We start from the raw sequence: 18,125 nt of genomic DNA, 5'->3' as shown, positions 1-18,125 counted from the left end.
CGGCAAAGGAAGTCGTCTATTTCTCAGAACGGCATCACGTCCGAGGTGACGCCCTGTTCGCGCGGCTTGGGCAATGCTGGCACGCGCGGCTTGTTCTTGCGGGTGGTCGGGATCTGCGCGCTTTCGCGGCGCTCGTAACGAATGCCGGTGAACAGCAGGATTTCCGCCTTGCGGCCCTCGGTCTGTTCACGGGTTCGCGACAGATCGAGCCTGTCCGTCATCCTGATGATTTCCGCCATGCCTCGTCTCCATTGAGCAGTCGAGACGGATGAAAAGATCGATTTCACCCTGCCCCCGGTTAGGAGGGCTGGCACAATCCGGGTCGTGTCGCGGAAGATTTCGCACAATCCGGGGTCATCTGCGCCTTTCTCTGACGCGCCCCTTCTGTCGTGGATCTGGCCCACTCTACTCAGGGGCACGCATATTCCTAATATCTTAAACAGTACGCGAATCGCCGTCCAGCGCCATCCGCGTTTGTTAATCAAGCCATAGGTTAGTTAACAGCTTGCTAACAAATTCGTTCTAAACTGAGCCACAGTTGTATTGCGTTGGGGTGGGTTTGTCGTGAGCGATCAGTTTCGGGAGCTGGAAAAGCCCATCAGCGTGCGTAAAAAGGACGTTGTTCTGATGGCCACGGTCACGAGTTTTCAGGCGCTTTCCTTTCCCGGCAAGTCGGAGCTTCGACAATTTGCCGAGCTGTTCCAGCCGCTGTTTGCCAATTCGACGGTGGAGGCCCGCCGCGAGGCGGTCGCGGCGTTGTCGCAGAGCCCGAACCTGCCGATGGCGATCACCGTGTTCATCGCCACCCAGCCGATCGCCATCGCCGCGCCGTTCCTCGCCGCCTCGCCGGCCCTGACCGACGAGATGCTGGTGATGATCGCCCGCACGCAAGGGGCGGACCATGCCCGCGCGATCGTCAAGCGCGAGCGGCTGTCGCCAACCGTCATCGACGCGCTGGTCGGCCTGCGCCACAGCGAGACGGCCCGCGACATTGAGCGGAAACTGGCGCGGGAGACGGTGCAGACAACGGGGATGGCAATGGGGGCTGCTGCCGGCGAGACCGGCGCCATGCCGGCGCTGAACGCCATTCCGAATGTGCGCCGGACCGAAATGGACATTCCGCCGCCGCCGACCGACGACGAGCGCCTGGCGCGCGAGGAAGAACTGCGCCTGCAGATCAAGCGGCTTGCCCAGCACCTCAATCCGTCCGACAACGACCGGCTCGGACGGCGCACGGTCAGCCAGATGCAGGCGGCCCTGCTCATCCGCTTTGCCCGCAGCCACGAAGGCGGCCATTTCGCCACGACGCTTGCCGACCTCCTGTCGTCGAGCCGCTGGCTTGCCGAGCGCATCCTGCTCGACATTTCCGGCCGGCAACTGGCCACGACGCTGGTCGGCGTCGCGATGCCGCTGGCCGAAACCGTATTCGTGCTCGAACATATCTATCCGCATCTGGCGCGGGCCGAAGGCGGCGTCAGCCGGGCCGACCGGCTGGTCTCCAGCCTCGATCCGCATGATTGTGAAGCGCGCGTCGACAGCTGGCAGCGGGCCGACAGCTACACATTTGGTACAGATGGCGGCACGGATGGCGAAGAAACGCGCGTGACCGCGGCCAGCAACGGTCCGAGGGCGGCTGTTGCGCCGAGCCCGCCGGCCTCGGCGCGCAAGCCGGTCGGCGACGAACTCGGCCGGCAGCTGCTCAGGGCGCGCAAGCGCTAGGCGCCAAGTTCAAAGCACCAGATTCCAAGCGCCCGGCTCCGGAGCCCGCGTTTTCGGCTTGCGGCTCTAGGCCTTGCCGAGATGCTTCGGCCAGAACTCCCGATGCACGTCGGCGGCTTCCTCTTCAAGACTTGGGCCAAGCACCGTGACGACGCGCGCGCCGGTCTGCAATATCGCCCGGCTCGGCACATTCAGGCCGATCCCGGCGATCTCGCCAAGCTGCACTTCCGAGCAGGCAAAAATCATGCGCCCGACGCCCGACCAGTAGATGGCGCCGGCACACATCGCGCAGGGCTCGGTGCTGGTATAGACTGTGCAATCGGCGAGAAAGGCTGCGTCGTAGTGCCTTGCGGCCAGCTTGATCAGGTTCATCTCGGCATGGTTGGTCATATCGTGGCCGGTGAAGACGCTATTTTCGGCGCGCAGGATGACCTCTCCATCCCTGGCCAGCAGCGCGCCAAACGGCTCGTTGCCGTGTTCCATCGCCGATCTCGACAGCGCAATCGCCTCGCGCAGATATGGCTCGTGGTCTTCCATCAACGTTCCCCCGAAACTAGAGCGGTTCATCCTCGCCTGAATCCGCCTGATTTCATAGGGCCGGATAGAAAGGACAGACAGGTTTCAGCTCTGCCCAGCAGCGAGCGGCACATAGTCGCCGATCTCGTCGACCTCGATTTCCACCAGCCACAGATCGCTGTCGAAGCGCTGTTCGCGGGCGATCAGGGCGCTCAACGCCTCCGGCTCGGCGCGCGCCAGGCGGATCTCGAACTGGCGATCATCGCGGTCCTCGACCATCACCATCGACTGCGGCGCCGGACCATAAAGCGTCTCCAGCCCGTCGCGAAAGCGCTGGCGGATGAAGATCGCGCCGGAGGCGTCGGAACCCTTGTGCACGACTGCGGCAAAGCCACCGGCGGAAAAGACGCGGCGGGTGAGAGCAGAGACGAAGATGTCGGAGCGGATGCGCATGGCACGGGTGTAGGCGATGTCGGCACGGATGGGAAGCAGGGTGGCCGAAGCGTAGCGTTCCGGTGTGCCGACAGCGCCAACCGGCATGACGGCGACCTCCGGACCGCAGGATGGCGGGCTAAACCTTGACGGCCAGTCGCAACCCGCCCCAATGGCGGCCGGAAACGGTGATCAGGGCGGAGATGTCCTTCATCAGGACAAAATTGCCGCCACCCATGTCGCGCCGGTAGGTCTGGACAAGGAACGGCGCCGTCGAGCGGCCGGCGGCTAGGCCGACACGGTCGTTGAAGATGCGGCGATTGCGGCAATTGGCGGTGTTCCACACGGTGTCGCCCGGACGCTGCGGGGCGGAGAATTTCCTGTTGTGCGTCGGCAGGTAGCCATTCTCGTCGACCGGGGCGCAGAAGCCGATGCGTTCGCTGGTGGCGGCGACGGGTTCGAGGATCGCCGGTAGGACCTGGTCGGTGAAATCGGTGAAGGCCGTCATCATCTGCACCGGATCGGTGCCGGGGATCGGCCGATAGGTGCGGTCGAACAGTGCCTGCATGGTGATACGGCCACTGTCGACCGCCCGCTGGAAGACGGCGGACACGTCGGCGGCGACGGCGGTTGCCGTGTCGATCCATTCGCTGTCGGCGGTACGGATACCGGCGCTCGCCGTCAACTGGATCAGCGTTTCCGACAGTGCGACCACCTTGTCGACCCGGCCGGCGGCATTCTGCAGCGCCGCGTCCGAACCTTTGACCTCGCCCGCCATGGTGTTCAGCGTGGCGACGAATTCGGCACACTGGCGGTCGACCATGTCGGTCGTCTGCGCCATGGCGGAAGAGCCGTCGAGAATACGGGTGATCACCTGCTCCATGGCACCGAAAGAGCCGTTCAGCGCCTGCGATGTCTGGCGCACGTCGCTTGCGCTGGTGCTCGCGCCCTGGCCGGCCTCGGTCAGACGGTTGATCTTGGTGCGGATCACGCCCAGCGTCTGCTGGATGGCGCCGGTGGCCTGCGAGGTTTGCAATGCCAGCGTGCGCACTTCGCTGGCAACAACGGCAAAACCCTTGCCGGCTTCGCCTGCTCGCGCCGCCTCGATGGCGGCATTGAGGGCGAGAAGGTTGGTCTGGCGGGCGATTGCGCCGATCTCCTCGGCGACCTTGTCAACTTCTGCAAGCGAGCGCGCAAATGTGCCGATCTCGCTTCCGATCTCTTCGTTAGCCGCGACCATCTGATCGATCTTGCCGACGGCGCCGGTCAGGCGGGTGGCGGATTCACTCAGCATGCGGCGGGCTTCGCCGGCGGTCTCGTCGGTCTCGCGCAAGGAGATCGCGACGTCACGATTGGTCTCGGCAATCGACAGCGCGGTGCGGGTGACGTGATCGAATGTGCCGGAATGGCGCTTTGAGGTTGCCGCGACATCCTGTATGGCGCCGGCGATATCGACGATATCGATGCCCAGGCTCGACGCCTCGTCGGCCAGGCGGCCAATAATGTGCTTCAAGGTTTCGGCATCCACACCTGTCGATGCGACTGCCAATTCATCCTCATGGCGAGGCATGCCGTTCACAGCGTTCATGGCCAGGTCTCTCCTCCGGTGAAGGATACTGGCCATGGTATGGTTAACGAGGTCTTTACGGGCGTTTTCGACTTTCGTCGAACTCCCGGCGCCGGGGATAGGCAAGAAGCCGGTCGCTCAAAGCGCGCCGATCGACTTCAGCTTCTTCAGCACCACGGCGCTCGGCTCGCCGGTCTCGGCCATCTTGTAATGGCGCTCGAAGCGGCGGATGGCATTGCGCGTCTGCTCGCCGGGCACGCCGTCGATGGTGACATCGCTATAGGCCATGTTGGACAGGCCGCGCTGGATTTCCATCACCAGCCCCGGATCGAAGCTCGCCTGCTGCACCGGCAGCGGCGCATCCGGACGGGCTGCGGTGGCACGGATCTCGCCGGGGGGAACCGGCACTGGCGCGGATGGCTTGGCCACCTCACGACGCGGCGCGGTGACCACCTGGGTCTCGGCACGACGGATCGCAGCGGCGACCGGGTCGACGCCTGCGCTGTCGCGAACCAGATCCGGCGTCGGGCGCTGGGCGGGCACGGCGGCGGTGACGCTGCGGTCGACCCGGAGTGCGGCGACCAGTTCGGTGCTGACGAGGCCATTCGGCTCCATGCCGACGGATTTCTGGAAGACGGCGATCGCGGTTTCGGTGCGCGGACCGATGACGCCATCGGCCTCGCCGTCATAGAGCCCACGGCGGGAAAGTTCGGCCTGGACATCGCGGATGAGCACGGCCGTCTCGCCGGTTGCGACAGGCCAATCGGTGGATGTCGCCTGCGCAGCGGTCGGGGCTGCTGTCTCGGCGGTCGCCGCGGCGGGCGTGACCGCTGCCATCTCGACGCTACCCTCTACGGCGGCTGCCGAAGATGCTGCAGAGTCGGCTACCGGACCTTCCTCTCCCTCGCGGGCGATCTTGAAGGTAGTGACATTCGCATGCGACTGTTCGGACAGATGCGAGGCACGGCCAACGCCGGCCAGGGCGCTGAAATTGGCGGCATCACGGGTGCGCAGGAACGGCGACGGGTGCTGGCCCGGCTGGTACCAGAGCGCATTGGCGGCAACGGTGCCGAAGATCACCGCGAACGTGACAAGACCACCCACCAGGCGCGGATGGCGCCCGGCAAGCCGCGCAAGCGCTGTAACGCCGGCGGAAAGAAGGCCGAGCGCATGCTGCGTCGGCTTTTTCTTCTTCTCAGGCGATTTTCGCGTTCGCTTGGTCATACCCGGTCTCTTTGCCTTCCCTTCTGCGAGCCGCCGGCTGCGCGGTCAGGCGCGGCGGAAACTCGACCATATTATCTTCATTCTCAGCCTGCGCGACAGCGCCCGAGCCGTCAACCGGCAGAGTGACAGTAACCACAGTCCCTTCGCCCGGATGGCTGGAAATCGCGAATGTGCCGCCATGCAGAGCGATCAGCCCCTTGACCAAAGACAGGCCAAGGCCGGTGCCCTCATAATTGCGGTTGAGGTCGTCGTGGACCTGGGTGAACGGCCGGCCGAGCATGCTCAGCTTTTCCGGCGCCATGCCGATGCCGGTATCGCTGACGCTGATCACCAAGTCGGTGGCGGTGCGGCTGGCATCGATGATCACGGCGCCGCCATTGTCGGTGAACTTGATGGCGTTGCCGACGAGATTGATGATCACCTGGCGCAACGCGCGGCTGTCAGCGACCGCCTCACCGAGGCCGCGCGGCAGGCGGCTGGTCAGCTTGACGCCCTTGGAGGCGGCCTGCAGCGACAGCATGCGCTCGCATTCGGTGACGGTTTCGGCAATGGCGAACGGCTCGAGCAGCAATTCGTAGCGGCCGGCCTCGATCTTCGACATGTCGAGCATGGTGTTGACCACCGACAGGAGATGGGCACCCGACTGGCGGATCAGCTGGACATATTCGCGCTGGCGGTCGTTGGCGAGCTTGCCGAAATATTCACCGGCGAGAATGTCGGAGAAGCCGAGAATGGCATTGAGAGGCGTGCGCAACTCGTGGCTGACGGCCGCGAGGAACCGGCTCTTCGCCTCATGGGCGGCAACGGCCTCGTTTTCCTTGACGCTGACAGTATCGCGGATCTGCATCTCGCCCTCGATGTCGAGGATCTGTGCCTGAACGCCGGTCAGCGCGCCGTCGGCACAACGAACGGCGGTCATGTCCATGCGGACATTGAGGAACTGGGTGTGGTCGAGGCCGAGAACCGGGCGATCGAGGCGAAGGTCAATGACCACAGCATCGGCGCCCTGGCGCAAGGCATCGAGCGCCTGGACGAAGGACAGGCGGTCGGAGACATGCACCTGATCGACGAAGGGGCGCGACAGCGGTTCGCGCAGGAAAGAGACGAACATCTGGCGATCGCGGCCACCGGCGGTGCGCACCAGTCCGGCCGCATCCAGGCCGAGGAACAGGCCGGGGCAGAGATCGTAGGGCGAGCCGGCGTCGGCCGACTGTGCAGCAGCGGTAGCGGCAAGATTGGCAACGCTTTCGGCGCCAACACGGCGGCCGGCGATCAGCGCCACGGCGGCCATCATATAAAGGGCGACGACGAGACCGAAGCCGAGCGGCAGGCCGATGGCGGCACCGAGGGTCAGCGATACCGCGGCGGGCACGACCGGCAGGGCCGGCAGGAAAGCCAAGGTCAACTTGCGCATCAGCCGGATTTCGGCGGCATCGGCCACGCGTCCATGGGACTGGCGCGGCAGGCATCGCGCAGCCAGGCGATCGATGATCGCCGTCAGTCCATCCACATTTTTACGCAATACAAACACGCGGGAAATCCGAGACTCATTTTCGTCTTTTCGAGCCCGACCATAGGCTTCACGCGCTTAAGGAAACGATAAAGCGAGGCCTTCGGAAGGCCCGGATTTGGCTCATCTGACCCGAAACAGAACAGCCGGACCGGGCTTTCGATTTTATGGTTAATCGGGCGTAAGCAACGGATTTCCAAGAGTTTTCACAGTCGCGTTAACACTTGTGTCGACCACTGCCGGCAAAAGCTGCGGGATTGTCGGGCGGGCGCCACAATTATGCTTAACGGCAACCGTTACAATTTGAGACAAAGGCTACAAAAACGCGACTTAGATGGCATTTTAATCAAATTTGCCTCAAAGCCGAACAGGTTCTGAAAAGCCATCTTTGCGACTCAGCGATAGGTTCAAATCACGAATTCGGGACGCAACCCGAGAGGTCCGGCAACGACCGGCAACAGGGATTTGGTGACGACAATGTGGTTTCTGATCAAGGGAACTTTCTATTGCTCCATGGCGCTGGTGGTGCTGTCGTTCTTCGGCAATCCGCCGCAGGAGGAAACCGCCGGCGGACCGCGCCTCGTCATGGGCGACGCGATCACGGCGGCAACGGATGCCTACCAGTATGTCTCGGCGATCTGCGTCGAGAAGCCGGAGGTTTGCGAAAAGGGCAAGGAGACCTTCCAGGCTCTCGGCCAGCGGGCCCGCGAAGGCGCCCTGGTTGCCTTCCAGCTGCTCGACCAGCAGTTTACCGATGACGGCACGAGCCAGAACCCACTACCGGCCAAGGGCCGCGTCGAGATCCTGAAGCCGGCGGTCGAAACCGCAGCGAGCCAGGCGGTCGATCTGTCCGAAAACCTCGATACTGCAGCGATCGTGACCGGCACCGTCGTGCCGACACCGCGGCCGCAGAACAAGAACCTGCCGAAACCCTATACACCGCCGAAGCTTTGAGACCGCCGACCCTTCAACTATCCGTAGCGACAGCGCAAGCCGAGCCTGCAGCAGATCGCTTCGAACACCGCCTAATTCGGGGCCTGCGCCCCACCCCTCTTGCATCAGAGCGACCGTCCCCGTGACGGTTGTGCGGATGCCTGTCTGCCTGTCCTAAACTGTCCCTTTGGCATTTTGCCGGGCCGCGAGGTTAACCGCCTCGCGGCTTTCTTTTTTTCGCGCGACAGAGACGGTTCAAAACGGCCGGCGCTTAACCTATATGGCATGCAGCAAGAACAGACCCGGTGTACCATGACGACGCTTGAACAGATGATCGACGATTTTGCCTTCCTCGACGACTGGGAGGACCGGATGCGTTTTGTCATCGAACTGGGCAAGGCGTTGCCGGACCTTGCCGACGAAGACAAAAGCGCCGACAACAAAGTGCAGGGCTGCGCCAGCCAGGTCTGGCTTGCGACTTCGTCGGGCAATGGCGCCGATCCGGTGATGACCTATCGCGGCGACAGCGACGCCTTTATCGTGCGCGGCCTGGTCGCCATCGTGCTCGCCGCCTATTCCGGCAAGACCGCGTCCGGCGTCGTCGAATTCGACGCGATCGACCTGTTCAAGCAGATCGGCCTGCTTGAGCACCTGTCGGCCCAGCGCGCCAACGGCCTGCGCTCGATGATCCAGCGAATCCGCGAGGAAGCGGCCCGCCGGCTGGTGTGAGAGCCGGGCCGCCTTAACTGATTTCAGGCCGGTAGCCGTCCTCGCCCCAGTGACGCGGGCGGTGCTGGGCGTGTTGCCGTTGTGGCGGGGCATAGTGGCGGGCGAGCGCCAGAAGGGCTGTGCGCAGCATGAGCTTGGCCGAGCGGGCGGGCCATTGGCGTTCGCGCTCGACCGTTTCCAGCCCCTTGCCGAAGCAGCAGACATCGAGTGCCACGCCGGACAGCTCCGGTCCCATGGCGGTGACGGCGGCGCCCAGGCGGCGGCGGGCGGACTGGGCCATGTCGGAAAGATCGGCGGCCGCCGGCGCCTGTCCCCTCGCCCGGCTGGACAGGCGCGGCTCCCAGGACGCGGTGATGCGGGGCTGCAGGCCGCCGCGTTCGAAATCCTCCGCCAGCCGTTCTCCCGCCCGCACCGCATCCTCCGGCAAAAACGGCAGGCCCTGCCGGTCCTTCAGGCGCAGCAGAGGAAAGAGCGGCTGTTCGGCCAGATTGCGGCGGACGTTGCGGCAACCGTCGGGCTCCTTCAGCGTCACCGTCTCCAGAACGCGGTGCTGGTCGAGAAAGGGCTCGGCCGCCGCATCGGTCAGCGCACGGCGCAGCCAGCTTGCCGTTTCGGCCGTGGCGGCATAGCCCTCGGCATGGTCCTCTGCCCTGCCCTCGGCAGGGCCCTTTGGCACGGCCACCAGCAGGCCATCGGCCACCAGTCGACGCAGCAAGGCCGGATCGACGTCGGTGATTGTCCGGCCGCCGGCCTCGACCACCGGCCGCGCCTGCCCCGTCACCTGCCTTGCGGCCTGCCCTGTCGCCTGCCCCGTTACCTGCATGCGGAGCGGACCGTCGAGCGCCAGCCGCAGCAGGCGGCGGACCAGCTTGCGGTCGCCGGCATTGAGGGGCGTCATTGCGCCGGTGGCGGTGCTTGTGCTGGGGCCAGTACTAAGGCCAGCGCTAAGGTCAGTATTGCGGCCAGTATTGCGGCCGATGTCGCGGGTTACATCAGGGGCGGATGGCCGGGTCTTCGTCATCGGGATTTCCTCGCTGTCATGGTTCGTCTGGTATCTGCTGTCGGGGCGTGTCTTTCGGCCGGGCGCGTCTTTCGGCCCGGTCCGTGATGACGTGTAGCTGGGCTTGTTGGGCGGGCTTGTCGTGGAGAGCAGCGCATCTCGCCGGCCATGGCACCGGCCTCGGCCTCGGCCATGGCCTCGGTCATGGCCTCGGGCCGGCGACCAGCACGACGGCGCAGGCCATGCGCTCGACGATGGCGACGAAGCCGTCATAGGCCGGGTCGTCGCGGCGATCCTCGACCATGCGGCAGGCATGGCGGACAGTGGTGCGGTCACGGCCGAAGGCTTCGGCAACCTCGATCATCGGCATGGAATAGGCGACGTGGCAGACATACATGGCGATCTGGCGCACATGATTGGTGGCCCGGCGGCGACCGTCGCGCTCGGCGTCGAAGCCGACGGCGGTCAAAAGCTCGATGGTAAGCTGGCGGACGACCATGCACAGCAGCCTGCGCTCCGGCGTCAGCGGCCTCGCCTGCGCCAGGCAATCGGGTGGGTCATCGGGAAGCGGGTTTGGTTCAGGCTCGGAGACACTAGACATCGGCAACTCCATAATAGGCTTATTTTCCTATTTGATAACAGAGTCTGGATGGAAAGATACCCGTATATTTTGAGGGGCAAGACCGATTGCAAGCCACAATCGGATGGGAATTTCGTTATTTCTCAGGGAGTTCAGTAGATTTTCGGCCGGTCGCTCCGCCGCGACGGCAACCCACTTTTCGCACAGGGGCAACGATAAACACGGCAACATGGGATTATTTTCATATGTCCAGGTAACAAAAAACCGGACCTTCGGGCCCGGTTCCTGCTCGGCTTATAGCCGGATCCTGTCTGAACGCTTACTTGCCGCGCTTGCGGCGCTGGCCCAGACCCATTTCCTTGGCGAGACGCGAGCGCGCCTCGGCATAGGCCGGGGCGACCATCGGGTAGTCGACAGCCAGATCCCACTTTTCGCGGTATTCTTCCGGGCCAAGCGAATGATGGGTCATCAGGTGGCGCTTCAGCGACTTGAACGAACCGCCACATTCCAGGCAGACAATATGATCGTCCTGGACAGACTTGCGCACGGCGACAGCCGGCTTCGGCTTCTCAACCACGGCAACCACAGGCGCGGGCGACGAAGTATTGCTCAAGGCCTGGTGGATGTCGGCGATCAGATTGGTCAGATCGCCAACCGGCACCACATGGTGGCTGACATAGGCCGCAACAATATCGGCCGTCAGCTCGACCAGCAACTGCTGGCCCGGGCCCTGTTGTATTTCCATCATTTCATTCTCCTGTTCATCTCGTCGTTGGCAGCCGCCGCACCCAACATGAGTCAATTATGTGCGCTCCTACCGGTCGCCTATCGACCAGTCCCGGAACGAGTAACCACCCCACAAACGCGCTTATCTCCCGGTCCAGCCCCAAACCGTCCCGTCCTGCGCCGCAGTCAATGCGGTCATCGCCCTGAATATTACCAAGTGGTAATCATTGGCTCAGACCAGCAGTCAATCAACGAATACAGCGAATAAGCATCGTATCAGTGGATTAGCACTCCCTGCGCAAATGTCCACCTGATATTTCTACTAGATGTAACGGGTATAAAGCGGCTCTATTCTGATTCCATCTAGAACAGTGCCGATTTAACCGCCCACAGATTGCAGAGGATCTGCTAAATTAACCTGAGAGACCATAAAGGCTATTTTTTGTTCATGTCGTCTTGCAATGATACAGGCGATAGCTTGTAGCCAACCTTGTGGGCCGCGCGGGCGAGCAGGTGAGCCGACACCGGGGCGGTCAGGATGAAAAACACGAATCCGGCCAAGGCACGGATAAAAATTGCAAATTCGCCGGAATGCAGGCCGACAGCCAACAACAGCAGTCCGGAGCCGACGGTGCCGGCCTTCGATGCCGCATGCATGCGCGTGTAGAGATCCGGCAGGCGGTTGAGCCCGATGGCGGCAACCAGCGAGAACAGCGCGCCGACAATGATGATGGCGGCAATCAGGATGGCTGCGAGATAATCGATCATTTTGCCTCCTTGCGGCGGCTGGCGCGGGGTTTTGCCGGCTTCGACGCCTTTATCGCGCGGGGCGGATTTTCTAATCCAGGTTGTGTTACGGGCTCTGCACGAATTCCACGGAAATCGTGGGCCTCGCCTTCGCCGACCGCGCCACGGGCGAGGATGAAGCGGGCGAAAGCGACCGTTGCCAGGAAGCCGACGAGGCCGAGCGAAATCGCGATGTCGATATAGAGCGTATAGCCGGAGCGCAGCGCGATCACCGCAATGAAACCGATGACGATGCCGACCAGCATGTCGAGGGCGATGATCCTGTCCGGCAAAGTGGGGCCGACGACGGCGCGGTAGACGGTCAGCAGAAAGGCGAGGCCCAGCGCCAGCAGGGCAAAGACCGAGGCATAGTCGACAATCAGGGAAGGCGTGATCATGCAAAGGCCTCGCGAATCTTGCGCTCGAAACCATTGGCGATGTCCAGCCGGGCGGCATCCGGGTCGGCGCAGTCGATCGCATGGACATAGAGCGTCTTGCGGTCATCCGACACATCGACCGACAGCGTGCCGGGGGTGAGCGTGATCAGGTTGGCCAGCAGTGTGATTTCGAGATCGCTGGTGACGGTCAGCGGATAGGCAAAGATGCCGGGCTTCACGTCGAGTTTCGGCCGGCAGACCATGACGGCGACCTTCCAGGCGGATTTGGCCAGCTCGACCAGGAAGAGCCAGACCAGCGACAGGATGCGCAGGGTGCGGTTGGGCCGGGCATCGCCGAGCAATTGCTCGCGCAGCAGGCTAAGAATGACCAGCGAGAGCACGAAGCCGAGCAGCAGATTGTGCAGGGCCGCACTTTCGCTGACGGCGGCCCAGATCGCGGTCATGATGACGCTGATGGCAAACAGGCTCATGGCGCAGCTTTCTCGGGGAAGACAGACAGAATGTAGGCCGTCGGATCGGAGAGACCAGCGGCCGCCTGCTGACTGACGACGATCAGCGGATCGGGAAACAGGCCGAACCAGACGACGAAGCCAGAGAGCAGCAGGATCGGCGCGCTGCGCCACAGGCTTGTGCGGGGGACCGGTGGCGGCGGCACGAAGGTGACCTGCCCCGAAGCGGCAAGCGTAGCCTCGGGTCCCGTCGCCAGAGCCGGACGCCAATAGGCGAGCAGGAACAGCCGTCCGAAACCGATGGTGCACAGGAAGCCCGACAGCAATACGGAGCCGGCCAGCCACCAGGCGCCGATATCGAGCGAGGCCTTGACCAGCAGCGCCTTGGGCCAGAAGCCGGAAAAGGGCGGCAGGCCGCTGGCGGCAAAAAACAGGGCGAGCGACAGGGCGGCAAAGGCCGGGGTCGACGTCCACAGGCCGGCCAGTTTCGACAGGCTGAAGCTGCCGCCGATACGGGCCGCCTCGCCCATGACCAGATAGAGCGCCGTCATCAGCAGGATGGAATGCAGCGCGTAGAAGATCGCCGCACCGACCGCCATATCGCCACCGATGGCGATGCCGGCCATCATGTTGCCGATGCCGGCAATGACGATATAGCCCATGAAGCGGCGGATGTCGGTCTGGGCCAGCGCACCCATGGCGCCGAGGATCATGGTCAGGGCTGCAACAATGGCGATGATCAGGCTCAGGGCCTCGCGCTCGATCGGCAGCAGCATGACCATGACGCGCAGCAGCGCATAGACGCCGACCTTGGTCAGCAGGCCGGCAAACAGGGCCGACACGACGACACGCGGCGTATGATAGGAGGCCGGCAGCCAGAAATTGACCGGAAAGGCCGCCGCCTTCATGGAGAAGGCGAGCACGAAGAGCGCCGACAGCGTCATCAGCGGCGCAGACCCCGACAGTTCCGGCGCCTTCAGCGCGATATCGGCCATGTTGAGCGTGCCGAAGATCGCATAGAGATAACCGACGGCGATCAGGAACAGCGTCGTGGCGATCAGGTTGAGCACCGCATATTTCAGCGCGCCGTCGATCTGTTCACGCTCGGAGCCGAGGATCAACAGGCCGAAGGACGAGATCAGCAGAACCTCGAACCAGACATAGAGGTTGAAGATGTCACCGGTGAGGAATGCGCCGGATACGCCGGCCATCAGCACCATCAGCAGCGGATAGAAACCATAGCGGCGACCGCTGTTGTCGATATCGACCTCGGCATAAAGCGCGCCGGCGAAGGCGACGATGGCGGCAGCCAGCGCCAGCAGTGCGCCGGTCAGGTCGACGGTGATGGCAATGCCGAACGGCGGGCGCCAGCGCCCCATCATCATGGTCAGCGGGCCATCGGCGAGAACTTTGGACAGCAGCAGGACATCAACAAGCACCAGCAGGGCAAGACCGGCAAGAGCAACCGGCGGATGCCAGGTGATGCGATGGCGGATCATCATCAGCAGCGCACCGATGCCGAGGCACAGGCCCATCGGCAGGATGGCCAGCCACTGGCCAGCAGTTGCCGGATCCATGACAAGCGCCAGCGACAGGTCGATCGGGGTGGACGATGTAGCCATCATCAATATCCCATTGGAGGCATGGGTTCATCCTTCGGCTCGGCGACGCGCATGTCGTCGGTGTCGTCGGTGCCGAGGTCCTGATAGGCGCGGTAGGTCAGCACCAGCAGGAAGCAGAAGAAGGAGAACGAGATGACGATCGCCGTCAGGATCAGCGCCTGCGGCAGCGGGTTGGCGGCACTCATGGCCAGCGTATCGCTGCCGGCCGGGATGATCGGCGGCACTTCCGCGGTCAGCCGGCCGGCCGTGAACAACAGCAGGTTAACGGCATTGCCGAGCAGGACGACGCCGAGCAGGACACGGATGATATGCTTGGACATCATCAGATAGAGGGCGGCGGCAAAGAAGATGCCGACCAGGACTGCAAACAACGCTTCCATCAGCCGTCGTCCCTTTCTTCGAGCGCCAGCGCGATCGAGGTGAAGGCGCCGAGCACGACGAGATAGACGCCGACATCGAAGGACATGACGGTGGCGAGCGGCACCTCGACGCCGAACAGGCTCGGATAGATCCACACGCCGGTCATGAACGGCAGGCCGAGCGGCGCCGAGACGAAGCCGGACAGGGTCGAGACGAAAAGGCCGCAGCCGGCGATCGACATCGGATGGAAATAAAGGGCGCGGCGCACGGCCTGTACGCCAAAGGCGATGCCATAGATGGCAAAGGCGGAGGCCGCGATCAGGCCACCGATAAAGCCGCCGCCGGGCTCGTTGTGGCCGCGCAGCAGGACGAAGATCGAAAACAGCAGCATGAGCGCGGTGAGGAAGGGCGCAACCGTGCGGAAGATCAGGGTGTTCACTTCTTCGCCCCCCTCTTCTTGCGGGCCGGCGGTGCGGTCTCTTCGGCAACCGCGACGCCTGCCGGAACCCCGGCCACGGCCGGACGGGCGCGCACCCGGATCAGGGCAAGGATCGACAGGCCGGTGATCATCACCACCGAGATCTCGCCCAGCGTGTCGACGCCGCGGAAGTCGACGATGATGACATTGACGACATTGGCGCCGTGGGCAATCACCTTGGAATAGGTGTTGAAGAATTCGGTCAGCGTCGTGTCGAACGGCATTTCGGTGGCCGCCATCAGCAGCAGCGCAAAGCCCGTGCCGCAGGCAACCGCCACGGCACCATCACCGAATGTGGCCCAGAGCGGGCGATGATCGGAGAGAGACAGCCTGAGGCGCGACATGACCAGCGCCAGGATGACGACAGACAGGGTCTCGACCATGAACTGGGTGAAGGACAGATCCGGCGCGCCGAACAGCAGGAAAATGACGGCGATGGCAAAGCCCTGGATGCCGAGGCAGACGATCGCGGTCAGGCGGTCCTTGGCGGTGAGCACCGCGAGCACGCCGATGACGGCGATGGCGAAGATGGCCAGTTCGTGGAAACGCAAGCTCGAAGGCCAGGCGGGCACGCCCGGAAGCTCGCCATAGACCAGCGGCGGCACGAGCAGGACGACGGCGAGAAGCACGAAGGTGCTGGTGATGTAGACTTCGAGCCGTCCGCCCTGGAGCCGGCGCGTGACATGGAAGGACAATTTGACCAGACCGCTGATGACGTGGTCGAAGCCACGATCGGGGCCGGTGCCGATGGCCTCGAGCAGTTCGGCAACCAGCGCGCGGGCGCGGTCGAGAGAGCGGTAGACCAGGATGCCGAGCGCGATCGTCAGCAGCGACAGGACCAGCGGCACGCCGGGATGCGGGATCAGGCTGATGGACACCGTCTGCGGCGTGCCATCGACGGCACTCGCCATCGGCGATGAGATCAGCCAATGGGTGAGCGGCGAGAAAACGGCCAGCACCAGGCCGAGCACCGCCAGCTTCAGCGGCCCGAGCCAGAGCAGGACCGGGCCCTCATGGGCGTGTTTCGGGGTTTTGACCAGCGGCCCGATGAAGGGTTTGAGGCCGACGGCAAAGGCGATGGCAAACATCAGCGCATTGCCGAAGACGGCAACGGCGGTGAAGACCACAGCGCGAGGATTGCTGCCGGCAAGGGCCGTGTAGATCTCTTCCTTGGCGAGGAAGCCGAAGAGCGGCGGTAGGCCGGCCATCGACAGGGCGGCAACCAGTGCTGCGGCGAATGTGACCGGCATGGCCTTGCGCAGGCCGCTCAGCTTTCTGACGTCACGGGTGCCGGTTTCATGGTCGATCACGCCGGCGACCATGAACAGCGCGCCCTTGAACAGCGAATGGGCGACCAGATAGAGCACCGCCGCCTCGACCGCATAAGGCGTGTCGAAACCGGTCAGCATGACCAGGAGACCAAGCGAGGCAACGGTCGTATAGGCGAGCATCAGCTTCAGGTCCGTCTGGCGGATGGCAAGCACCGCGCCGACGATCAGGGTGATGCCGCCGAAGAATGGCAGCAGGATTTCCCAGGCGGGCGTGCCGCCCATGGCCGGATTGAGCCGCATCAGCAGGTAGACGCCGGCTTTGACCATGGTCGCCGAATGCAGATAGGCCGAGACCGGGGTCGGCGCTTCCATGGCATAGGGCAGCCAGAAATGGAACGGGAACTGGGCCGACTTGGTGAAGGCGCCACCGAGGACGAGGAACAGGGCCGCGAGATAAAATGGGCTGGCGCGCAGGGGATCGCCCATGTGCAGGAGTAGGGAGAGCTGGGTGACGCCGGTGATATTCCAGATCAGGATCAGGCCGGCCAGCAGCAGCAGGCCACCGCCACCGGTGACGACCAGCGCCTGCAGGGCGGCGCGACGGGCGGCCTCGCGGCTGTGGTCGAAACCGATCAGCAGGAAGGAGGTGATCGAGGTCAGCTCCCAGAAGACGAACAGCATCAGCAGGCTGTCGGAGACGACGACGCCGAGCATGGCGCCCATGAACAGCAGGATATAGGCAAAGAAACGCCCCTGCTGGACATGGCCCTTCATGTAGCCGCCGGCATAGAGCACGATCAGCGCGCCGATGCCGGTGATCAGCAGGGCAAAGGTCAGCGACAGGCCGTCGAGGAACCAGGAAAACGACAGGTTGAGGCTCGGCACCCAGGCATAACCGCCGGTCACCACTTCGCCCGCCGCGATTTCCGGCATGAAGCCGATGAAATACAGGAAGGCGAGCGCCGGGAACAGTGCCAGCAGCCAGGCAGCGGACGCGCCAAGCCGTGATGTCAACCATGGCGCGACCAGCGCACCGGCAAAGGGTAGCAACATTGCGATCCAGGTCAGATCGCCGGTCAAAACAGGCATTCCACCTCCCCGGGCGGTCGTTCGATGGTGAACTTGGCTGCGATGCAAGGAGGTTCCGTGTTAGGACATGGGGACCGTCGCCTCAAGCAAAAACGGAACAGAATCCAATCACGGAGGTGTCAACCCCCGGTTTCCTCACGTCAAACCGCCTTTGGTGCTGCGTGTTGGCGGTGCCGGCAAGGCAAGGGCCCAAATTTCCGGCGCAACACGGCAAGGCTTAGGTTCAAGAGGATTTGCCGCAACCGCATCGGCGTCCTATCTATAGGACAACGGAGGCCGGTTCGCCGGCCGTCCATTCGAAATTCCAGTTGGAGAGCCGATGATGAGCGACAGCACAACCGCACCGAAGATCACCAAGAGCGACGAGGAATGGCGCGAGCAGCTGACGCCGGAACAATACCGGATCCTGCGCGAACACGGCACCGAGCGCGCCTTCAGCGGCCCCTATTGGGACACCAACGACAAGGGGCTCTATCGCTGCGCCGCCTGCAACGAACCGCTGTTCGTTTCCGATACCAAATTCGACGCCGGCTGCGGCTGGCCGAGCTATTTCGAACCGGTGAAGCCGGGCGCCGTGACCGAACATCGCGACACCGCCTATGGCATGGTGCGCACTGAAATCCGCTGCGCCAATTGCGGCGGCCATCTCGGCCACGTCTTCCCCGACGGCCCGAAGCCGACCGGATTGCGCTACTGCATCAACGGTCACTCGATGGTGTTTGAACCGCTGGCGTGA

20 protein-coding genes are annotated in these 18,125 nt (G+C 63.6%); 4 read left to right on the top strand and 16 right to left on the bottom strand.

Translation table 11 applies throughout. The features are described from left to right. Positions 1–23: 23 nt before the first annotated feature. Positions 24–239, bottom strand: coding sequence for a hypothetical protein (locus PDO_RS28520; protein ID WP_007598127.1), 216 nt, complete (start codon positions 237–239; stop codon positions 24–26). 388 nt (positions 240–627) lie between these two features. Between PDO_RS28520 and PDO_RS03945 the strand changes: the two genes are divergently transcribed. After that, entirely contained in the window at positions 628–1,719 is a 1,092-nt protein-coding gene (locus tag PDO_RS03945; RefSeq protein WP_007598125.1) for a DUF2336 domain-containing protein, read from the top strand. A 66-nt stretch (positions 1,720–1,785) separates the two neighbouring features. On the opposite strand, the gene PDO_RS03940 is transcribed toward PDO_RS03945, so the two are convergent. The 5 genes from PDO_RS03940 to PDO_RS03920 form a co-directional block, all read right to left on the bottom strand. Further along, on the bottom strand, positions 1,786–2,256 hold the full coding sequence (locus PDO_RS03940; RefSeq protein WP_037072572.1) for a nucleoside deaminase: 471 nt from the start codon (positions 2,254–2,256) through the stop codon (positions 1,786–1,788). 84 nt (positions 2,257–2,340) lie between these two features. Next, the gene (locus PDO_RS03935; RefSeq protein WP_037072596.1) at positions 2,341–2,688 is read right to left on the bottom strand and encodes a DUF1491 family protein; all 348 of its coding nucleotides are present in this window, start codon (positions 2,686–2,688) and stop codon (positions 2,341–2,343) included. Between the two features lie 118 nt (positions 2,689–2,806). Next, on the bottom strand, positions 2,807–4,255 hold the full coding sequence (locus PDO_RS03930) for a methyl-accepting chemotaxis protein (protein ID WP_007598119.1): 1,449 nt from the start codon (positions 4,253–4,255) through the stop codon (positions 2,807–2,809). 117 nt (positions 4,256–4,372) lie between these two features. Then, on the bottom strand, positions 4,373–5,458 hold the full coding sequence (locus PDO_RS03925) for a peptidoglycan-binding domain-containing protein (RefSeq protein ID WP_007598115.1): 1,086 nt from the start codon (positions 5,456–5,458) through the stop codon (positions 4,373–4,375). Continuing rightward, positions 5,430–6,989: a sensor histidine kinase gene (locus PDO_RS03920; protein ID WP_007598112.1), complete on the bottom strand. Its 1,560-nt coding sequence runs from the start codon at positions 6,987–6,989 to the stop codon at positions 5,430–5,432. Before PDO_RS03920 ends, PDO_RS03925 begins: the two co-directional genes overlap by 29 nt. Before the next feature lie 456 nt (positions 6,990–7,445). Here PDO_RS03920 and PDO_RS03915 point away from each other — a divergent pair, with 456 nt between their 5' ends. Both PDO_RS03915 and PDO_RS03910 read left to right on the top strand, forming a co-directional pair. Next, the gene (locus tag PDO_RS03915) at positions 7,446–7,922 is read left to right on the top strand and encodes a DUF5330 domain-containing protein (protein WP_007598110.1); all 477 of its coding nucleotides are present in this window, start codon (positions 7,446–7,448) and stop codon (positions 7,920–7,922) included. 291 nt (positions 7,923–8,213) lie between these two features. Further along, entirely contained in the window at positions 8,214–8,630 is a 417-nt protein-coding gene (locus PDO_RS03910) for a SufE family protein (RefSeq protein ID WP_007598108.1), read from the top strand. A 13-nt stretch (positions 8,631–8,643) separates the two neighbouring features. Here the strand turns inward: PDO_RS03910 and PDO_RS03905 are convergent, their stop codons facing one another. The 10 genes from PDO_RS03905 to PDO_RS03860 all read right to left on the bottom strand — a co-directional run bounded on the left by PDO_RS03905 (position 8,644) and on the right by PDO_RS03860 (position 17,389). Continuing rightward, positions 8,644–9,651 (bottom strand): DUF6456 domain-containing protein, encoded by a 1,008-nt coding sequence (locus tag PDO_RS03905; RefSeq protein ID WP_007598102.1) that lies wholly within the window; start codon positions 9,649–9,651, stop codon positions 8,644–8,646. 181 nt (positions 9,652–9,832) lie between these two features. Further along, a complete protein-coding gene (locus PDO_RS03900; RefSeq protein ID WP_007598101.1) occupies positions 9,833–10,231 on the bottom strand; it encodes a helix-turn-helix domain-containing protein in 399 nt (132 codons plus the stop codon). 298 nt (positions 10,232–10,529) lie between these two features. Further along, positions 10,530–10,958 (bottom strand): Ros/MucR family transcriptional regulator, encoded by a 429-nt coding sequence (locus PDO_RS03895; protein WP_007598100.1) that lies wholly within the window; start codon positions 10,956–10,958, stop codon positions 10,530–10,532. Between the two features lie 413 nt (positions 10,959–11,371). Next, complete coding sequence (gene mnhG / locus PDO_RS03890; RefSeq protein WP_007598098.1) at positions 11,372–11,704, bottom strand: monovalent cation/H(+) antiporter subunit G; 333 nt, start codon at positions 11,702–11,704, stop codon at positions 11,372–11,374. Continuing rightward, a complete protein-coding gene (locus PDO_RS03885; RefSeq protein WP_007598096.1) occupies positions 11,701–12,120 on the bottom strand; it encodes a cation:proton antiporter in 420 nt (139 codons plus the stop codon). The genes mnhG and PDO_RS03885 overlap by 4 nt, the downstream gene beginning before the upstream one ends. Continuing rightward, positions 12,117–12,590, bottom strand: a complete 474-nt coding sequence (locus tag PDO_RS03880) for a Na+/H+ antiporter subunit E (RefSeq protein ID WP_007598095.1) — start codon at positions 12,588–12,590, stop codon at positions 12,117–12,119. The genes PDO_RS03885 and PDO_RS03880 overlap by 4 nt, the downstream gene beginning before the upstream one ends. Then, positions 12,587–14,191: a Na+/H+ antiporter subunit D gene (locus PDO_RS03875; RefSeq protein ID WP_037072591.1), complete on the bottom strand. Its 1,605-nt coding sequence runs from the start codon at positions 14,189–14,191 to the stop codon at positions 12,587–12,589. Before PDO_RS03875 ends, PDO_RS03880 begins: the two co-directional genes overlap by 4 nt. A gap of 2 nt (positions 14,192–14,193) precedes the next feature. Then, on the bottom strand, positions 14,194–14,571 hold the full coding sequence (locus PDO_RS03870) for a Na+/H+ antiporter subunit C (protein WP_007598093.1): 378 nt from the start codon (positions 14,569–14,571) through the stop codon (positions 14,194–14,196). Beyond that, on the bottom strand, positions 14,571–14,990 hold the full coding sequence (locus PDO_RS03865) for a Na+/H+ antiporter subunit B (RefSeq protein WP_007598092.1): 420 nt from the start codon (positions 14,988–14,990) through the stop codon (positions 14,571–14,573). The genes PDO_RS03870 and PDO_RS03865 overlap by 1 nt, the downstream gene beginning before the upstream one ends. Beyond that, entirely contained in the window at positions 14,987–17,389 is a 2,403-nt protein-coding gene (locus PDO_RS03860; RefSeq protein WP_007598091.1) for a putative monovalent cation/H+ antiporter subunit A, read from the bottom strand. The genes PDO_RS03865 and PDO_RS03860 overlap by 4 nt, the downstream gene beginning before the upstream one ends. Positions 17,390–17,711: 322 nt before the next feature. On the opposite strand from PDO_RS03860, the gene msrB reads away from it, so the two are divergent. Then, positions 17,712–18,125: a peptide-methionine (R)-S-oxide reductase MsrB gene (msrB, locus tag PDO_RS03855; RefSeq protein ID WP_037072589.1), complete on the top strand. Its 414-nt coding sequence runs from the start codon at positions 17,712–17,714 to the stop codon at positions 18,123–18,125.

This window comes from Rhizobium sp. PDO1-076 (assembly GCF_000247475.1).
GTDB lineage: Bacteria > Pseudomonadota > Alphaproteobacteria > Rhizobiales > Rhizobiaceae > Allorhizobium.
Note: the sequence above shows the minus strand (reverse complement) of the source record. Positions and strands in the feature narration are given on the sequence as shown.

What these genes read in the sequence shown, in the direction of transcription:
- PDO_RS03930 (WP_007598119.1), bottom strand. Translation starts at nt 4,255, where the DNA reads ATGAACGCTGTGAACGGCATGCCTCGCCATGAGGATGAATTGGCAGTC.
- msrB (WP_037072589.1), top strand. Translation starts at nt 17,712, where the DNA reads ATGAGCGACAGCACAACCGCACCGAAGATCACCAAGAGCGACGAGGAA.
- PDO_RS03900 (WP_007598101.1), bottom strand. Translation starts at nt 10,231, where the DNA reads ATGTCTAGTGTCTCCGAGCCTGAACCAAACCCGCTTCCCGATGACCCA.
- PDO_RS03895 (WP_007598100.1), bottom strand. Translation starts at nt 10,958, where the DNA reads ATGATGGAAATACAACAGGGCCCGGGCCAGCAGTTGCTGGTCGAGCTG.
- PDO_RS03885 (WP_007598096.1), bottom strand. Translation starts at nt 12,120, where the DNA reads ATGATCACGCCTTCCCTGATTGTCGACTATGCCTCGGTCTTTGCCCTG.
- PDO_RS03915 (WP_007598110.1), top strand. Translation starts at nt 7,446, where the DNA reads ATGTGGTTTCTGATCAAGGGAACTTTCTATTGCTCCATGGCGCTGGTG.
- PDO_RS03935 (WP_037072596.1), bottom strand. Translation starts at nt 2,688, where the DNA reads ATGCGCATCCGCTCCGACATCTTCGTCTCTGCTCTCACCCGCCGCGTC.
- mnhG (WP_007598098.1), bottom strand. Translation starts at nt 11,704, where the DNA reads ATGATCGATTATCTCGCAGCCATCCTGATTGCCGCCATCATCATTGTC.
- PDO_RS03945 (WP_007598125.1), top strand. Translation starts at nt 628, where the DNA reads ATGGCCACGGTCACGAGTTTTCAGGCGCTTTCCTTTCCCGGCAAGTCG.
- PDO_RS03880 (WP_007598095.1), bottom strand. Translation starts at nt 12,590, where the DNA reads ATGAGCCTGTTTGCCATCAGCGTCATCATGACCGCGATCTGGGCCGCC.
- PDO_RS03910 (WP_007598108.1), top strand. Translation starts at nt 8,214, where the DNA reads ATGACGACGCTTGAACAGATGATCGACGATTTTGCCTTCCTCGACGAC.
- PDO_RS28520 (WP_007598127.1), bottom strand. Translation starts at nt 239, where the DNA reads ATGGCGGAAATCATCAGGATGACGGACAGGCTCGATCTGTCGCGAACC.
- PDO_RS03860 (WP_007598091.1), bottom strand. Translation starts at nt 17,389, where the DNA reads ATGCCTGTTTTGACCGGCGATCTGACCTGGATCGCAATGTTGCTACCC.
- PDO_RS03875 (WP_037072591.1), bottom strand. Translation starts at nt 14,191, where the DNA reads ATGGCTACATCGTCCACCCCGATCGACCTGTCGCTGGCGCTTGTCATG.
- PDO_RS03905 (WP_007598102.1), bottom strand. Translation starts at nt 9,651, where the DNA reads ATGACGAAGACCCGGCCATCCGCCCCTGATGTAACCCGCGACATCGGC.
- PDO_RS03925 (WP_007598115.1), bottom strand. Translation starts at nt 5,458, where the DNA reads ATGACCAAGCGAACGCGAAAATCGCCTGAGAAGAAGAAAAAGCCGACG.
- PDO_RS03870 (WP_007598093.1), bottom strand. Translation starts at nt 14,571, where the DNA reads ATGGAAGCGTTGTTTGCAGTCCTGGTCGGCATCTTCTTTGCCGCCGCC.
- PDO_RS03940 (WP_037072572.1), bottom strand. Translation starts at nt 2,256, where the DNA reads ATGGAAGACCACGAGCCATATCTGCGCGAGGCGATTGCGCTGTCGAGA.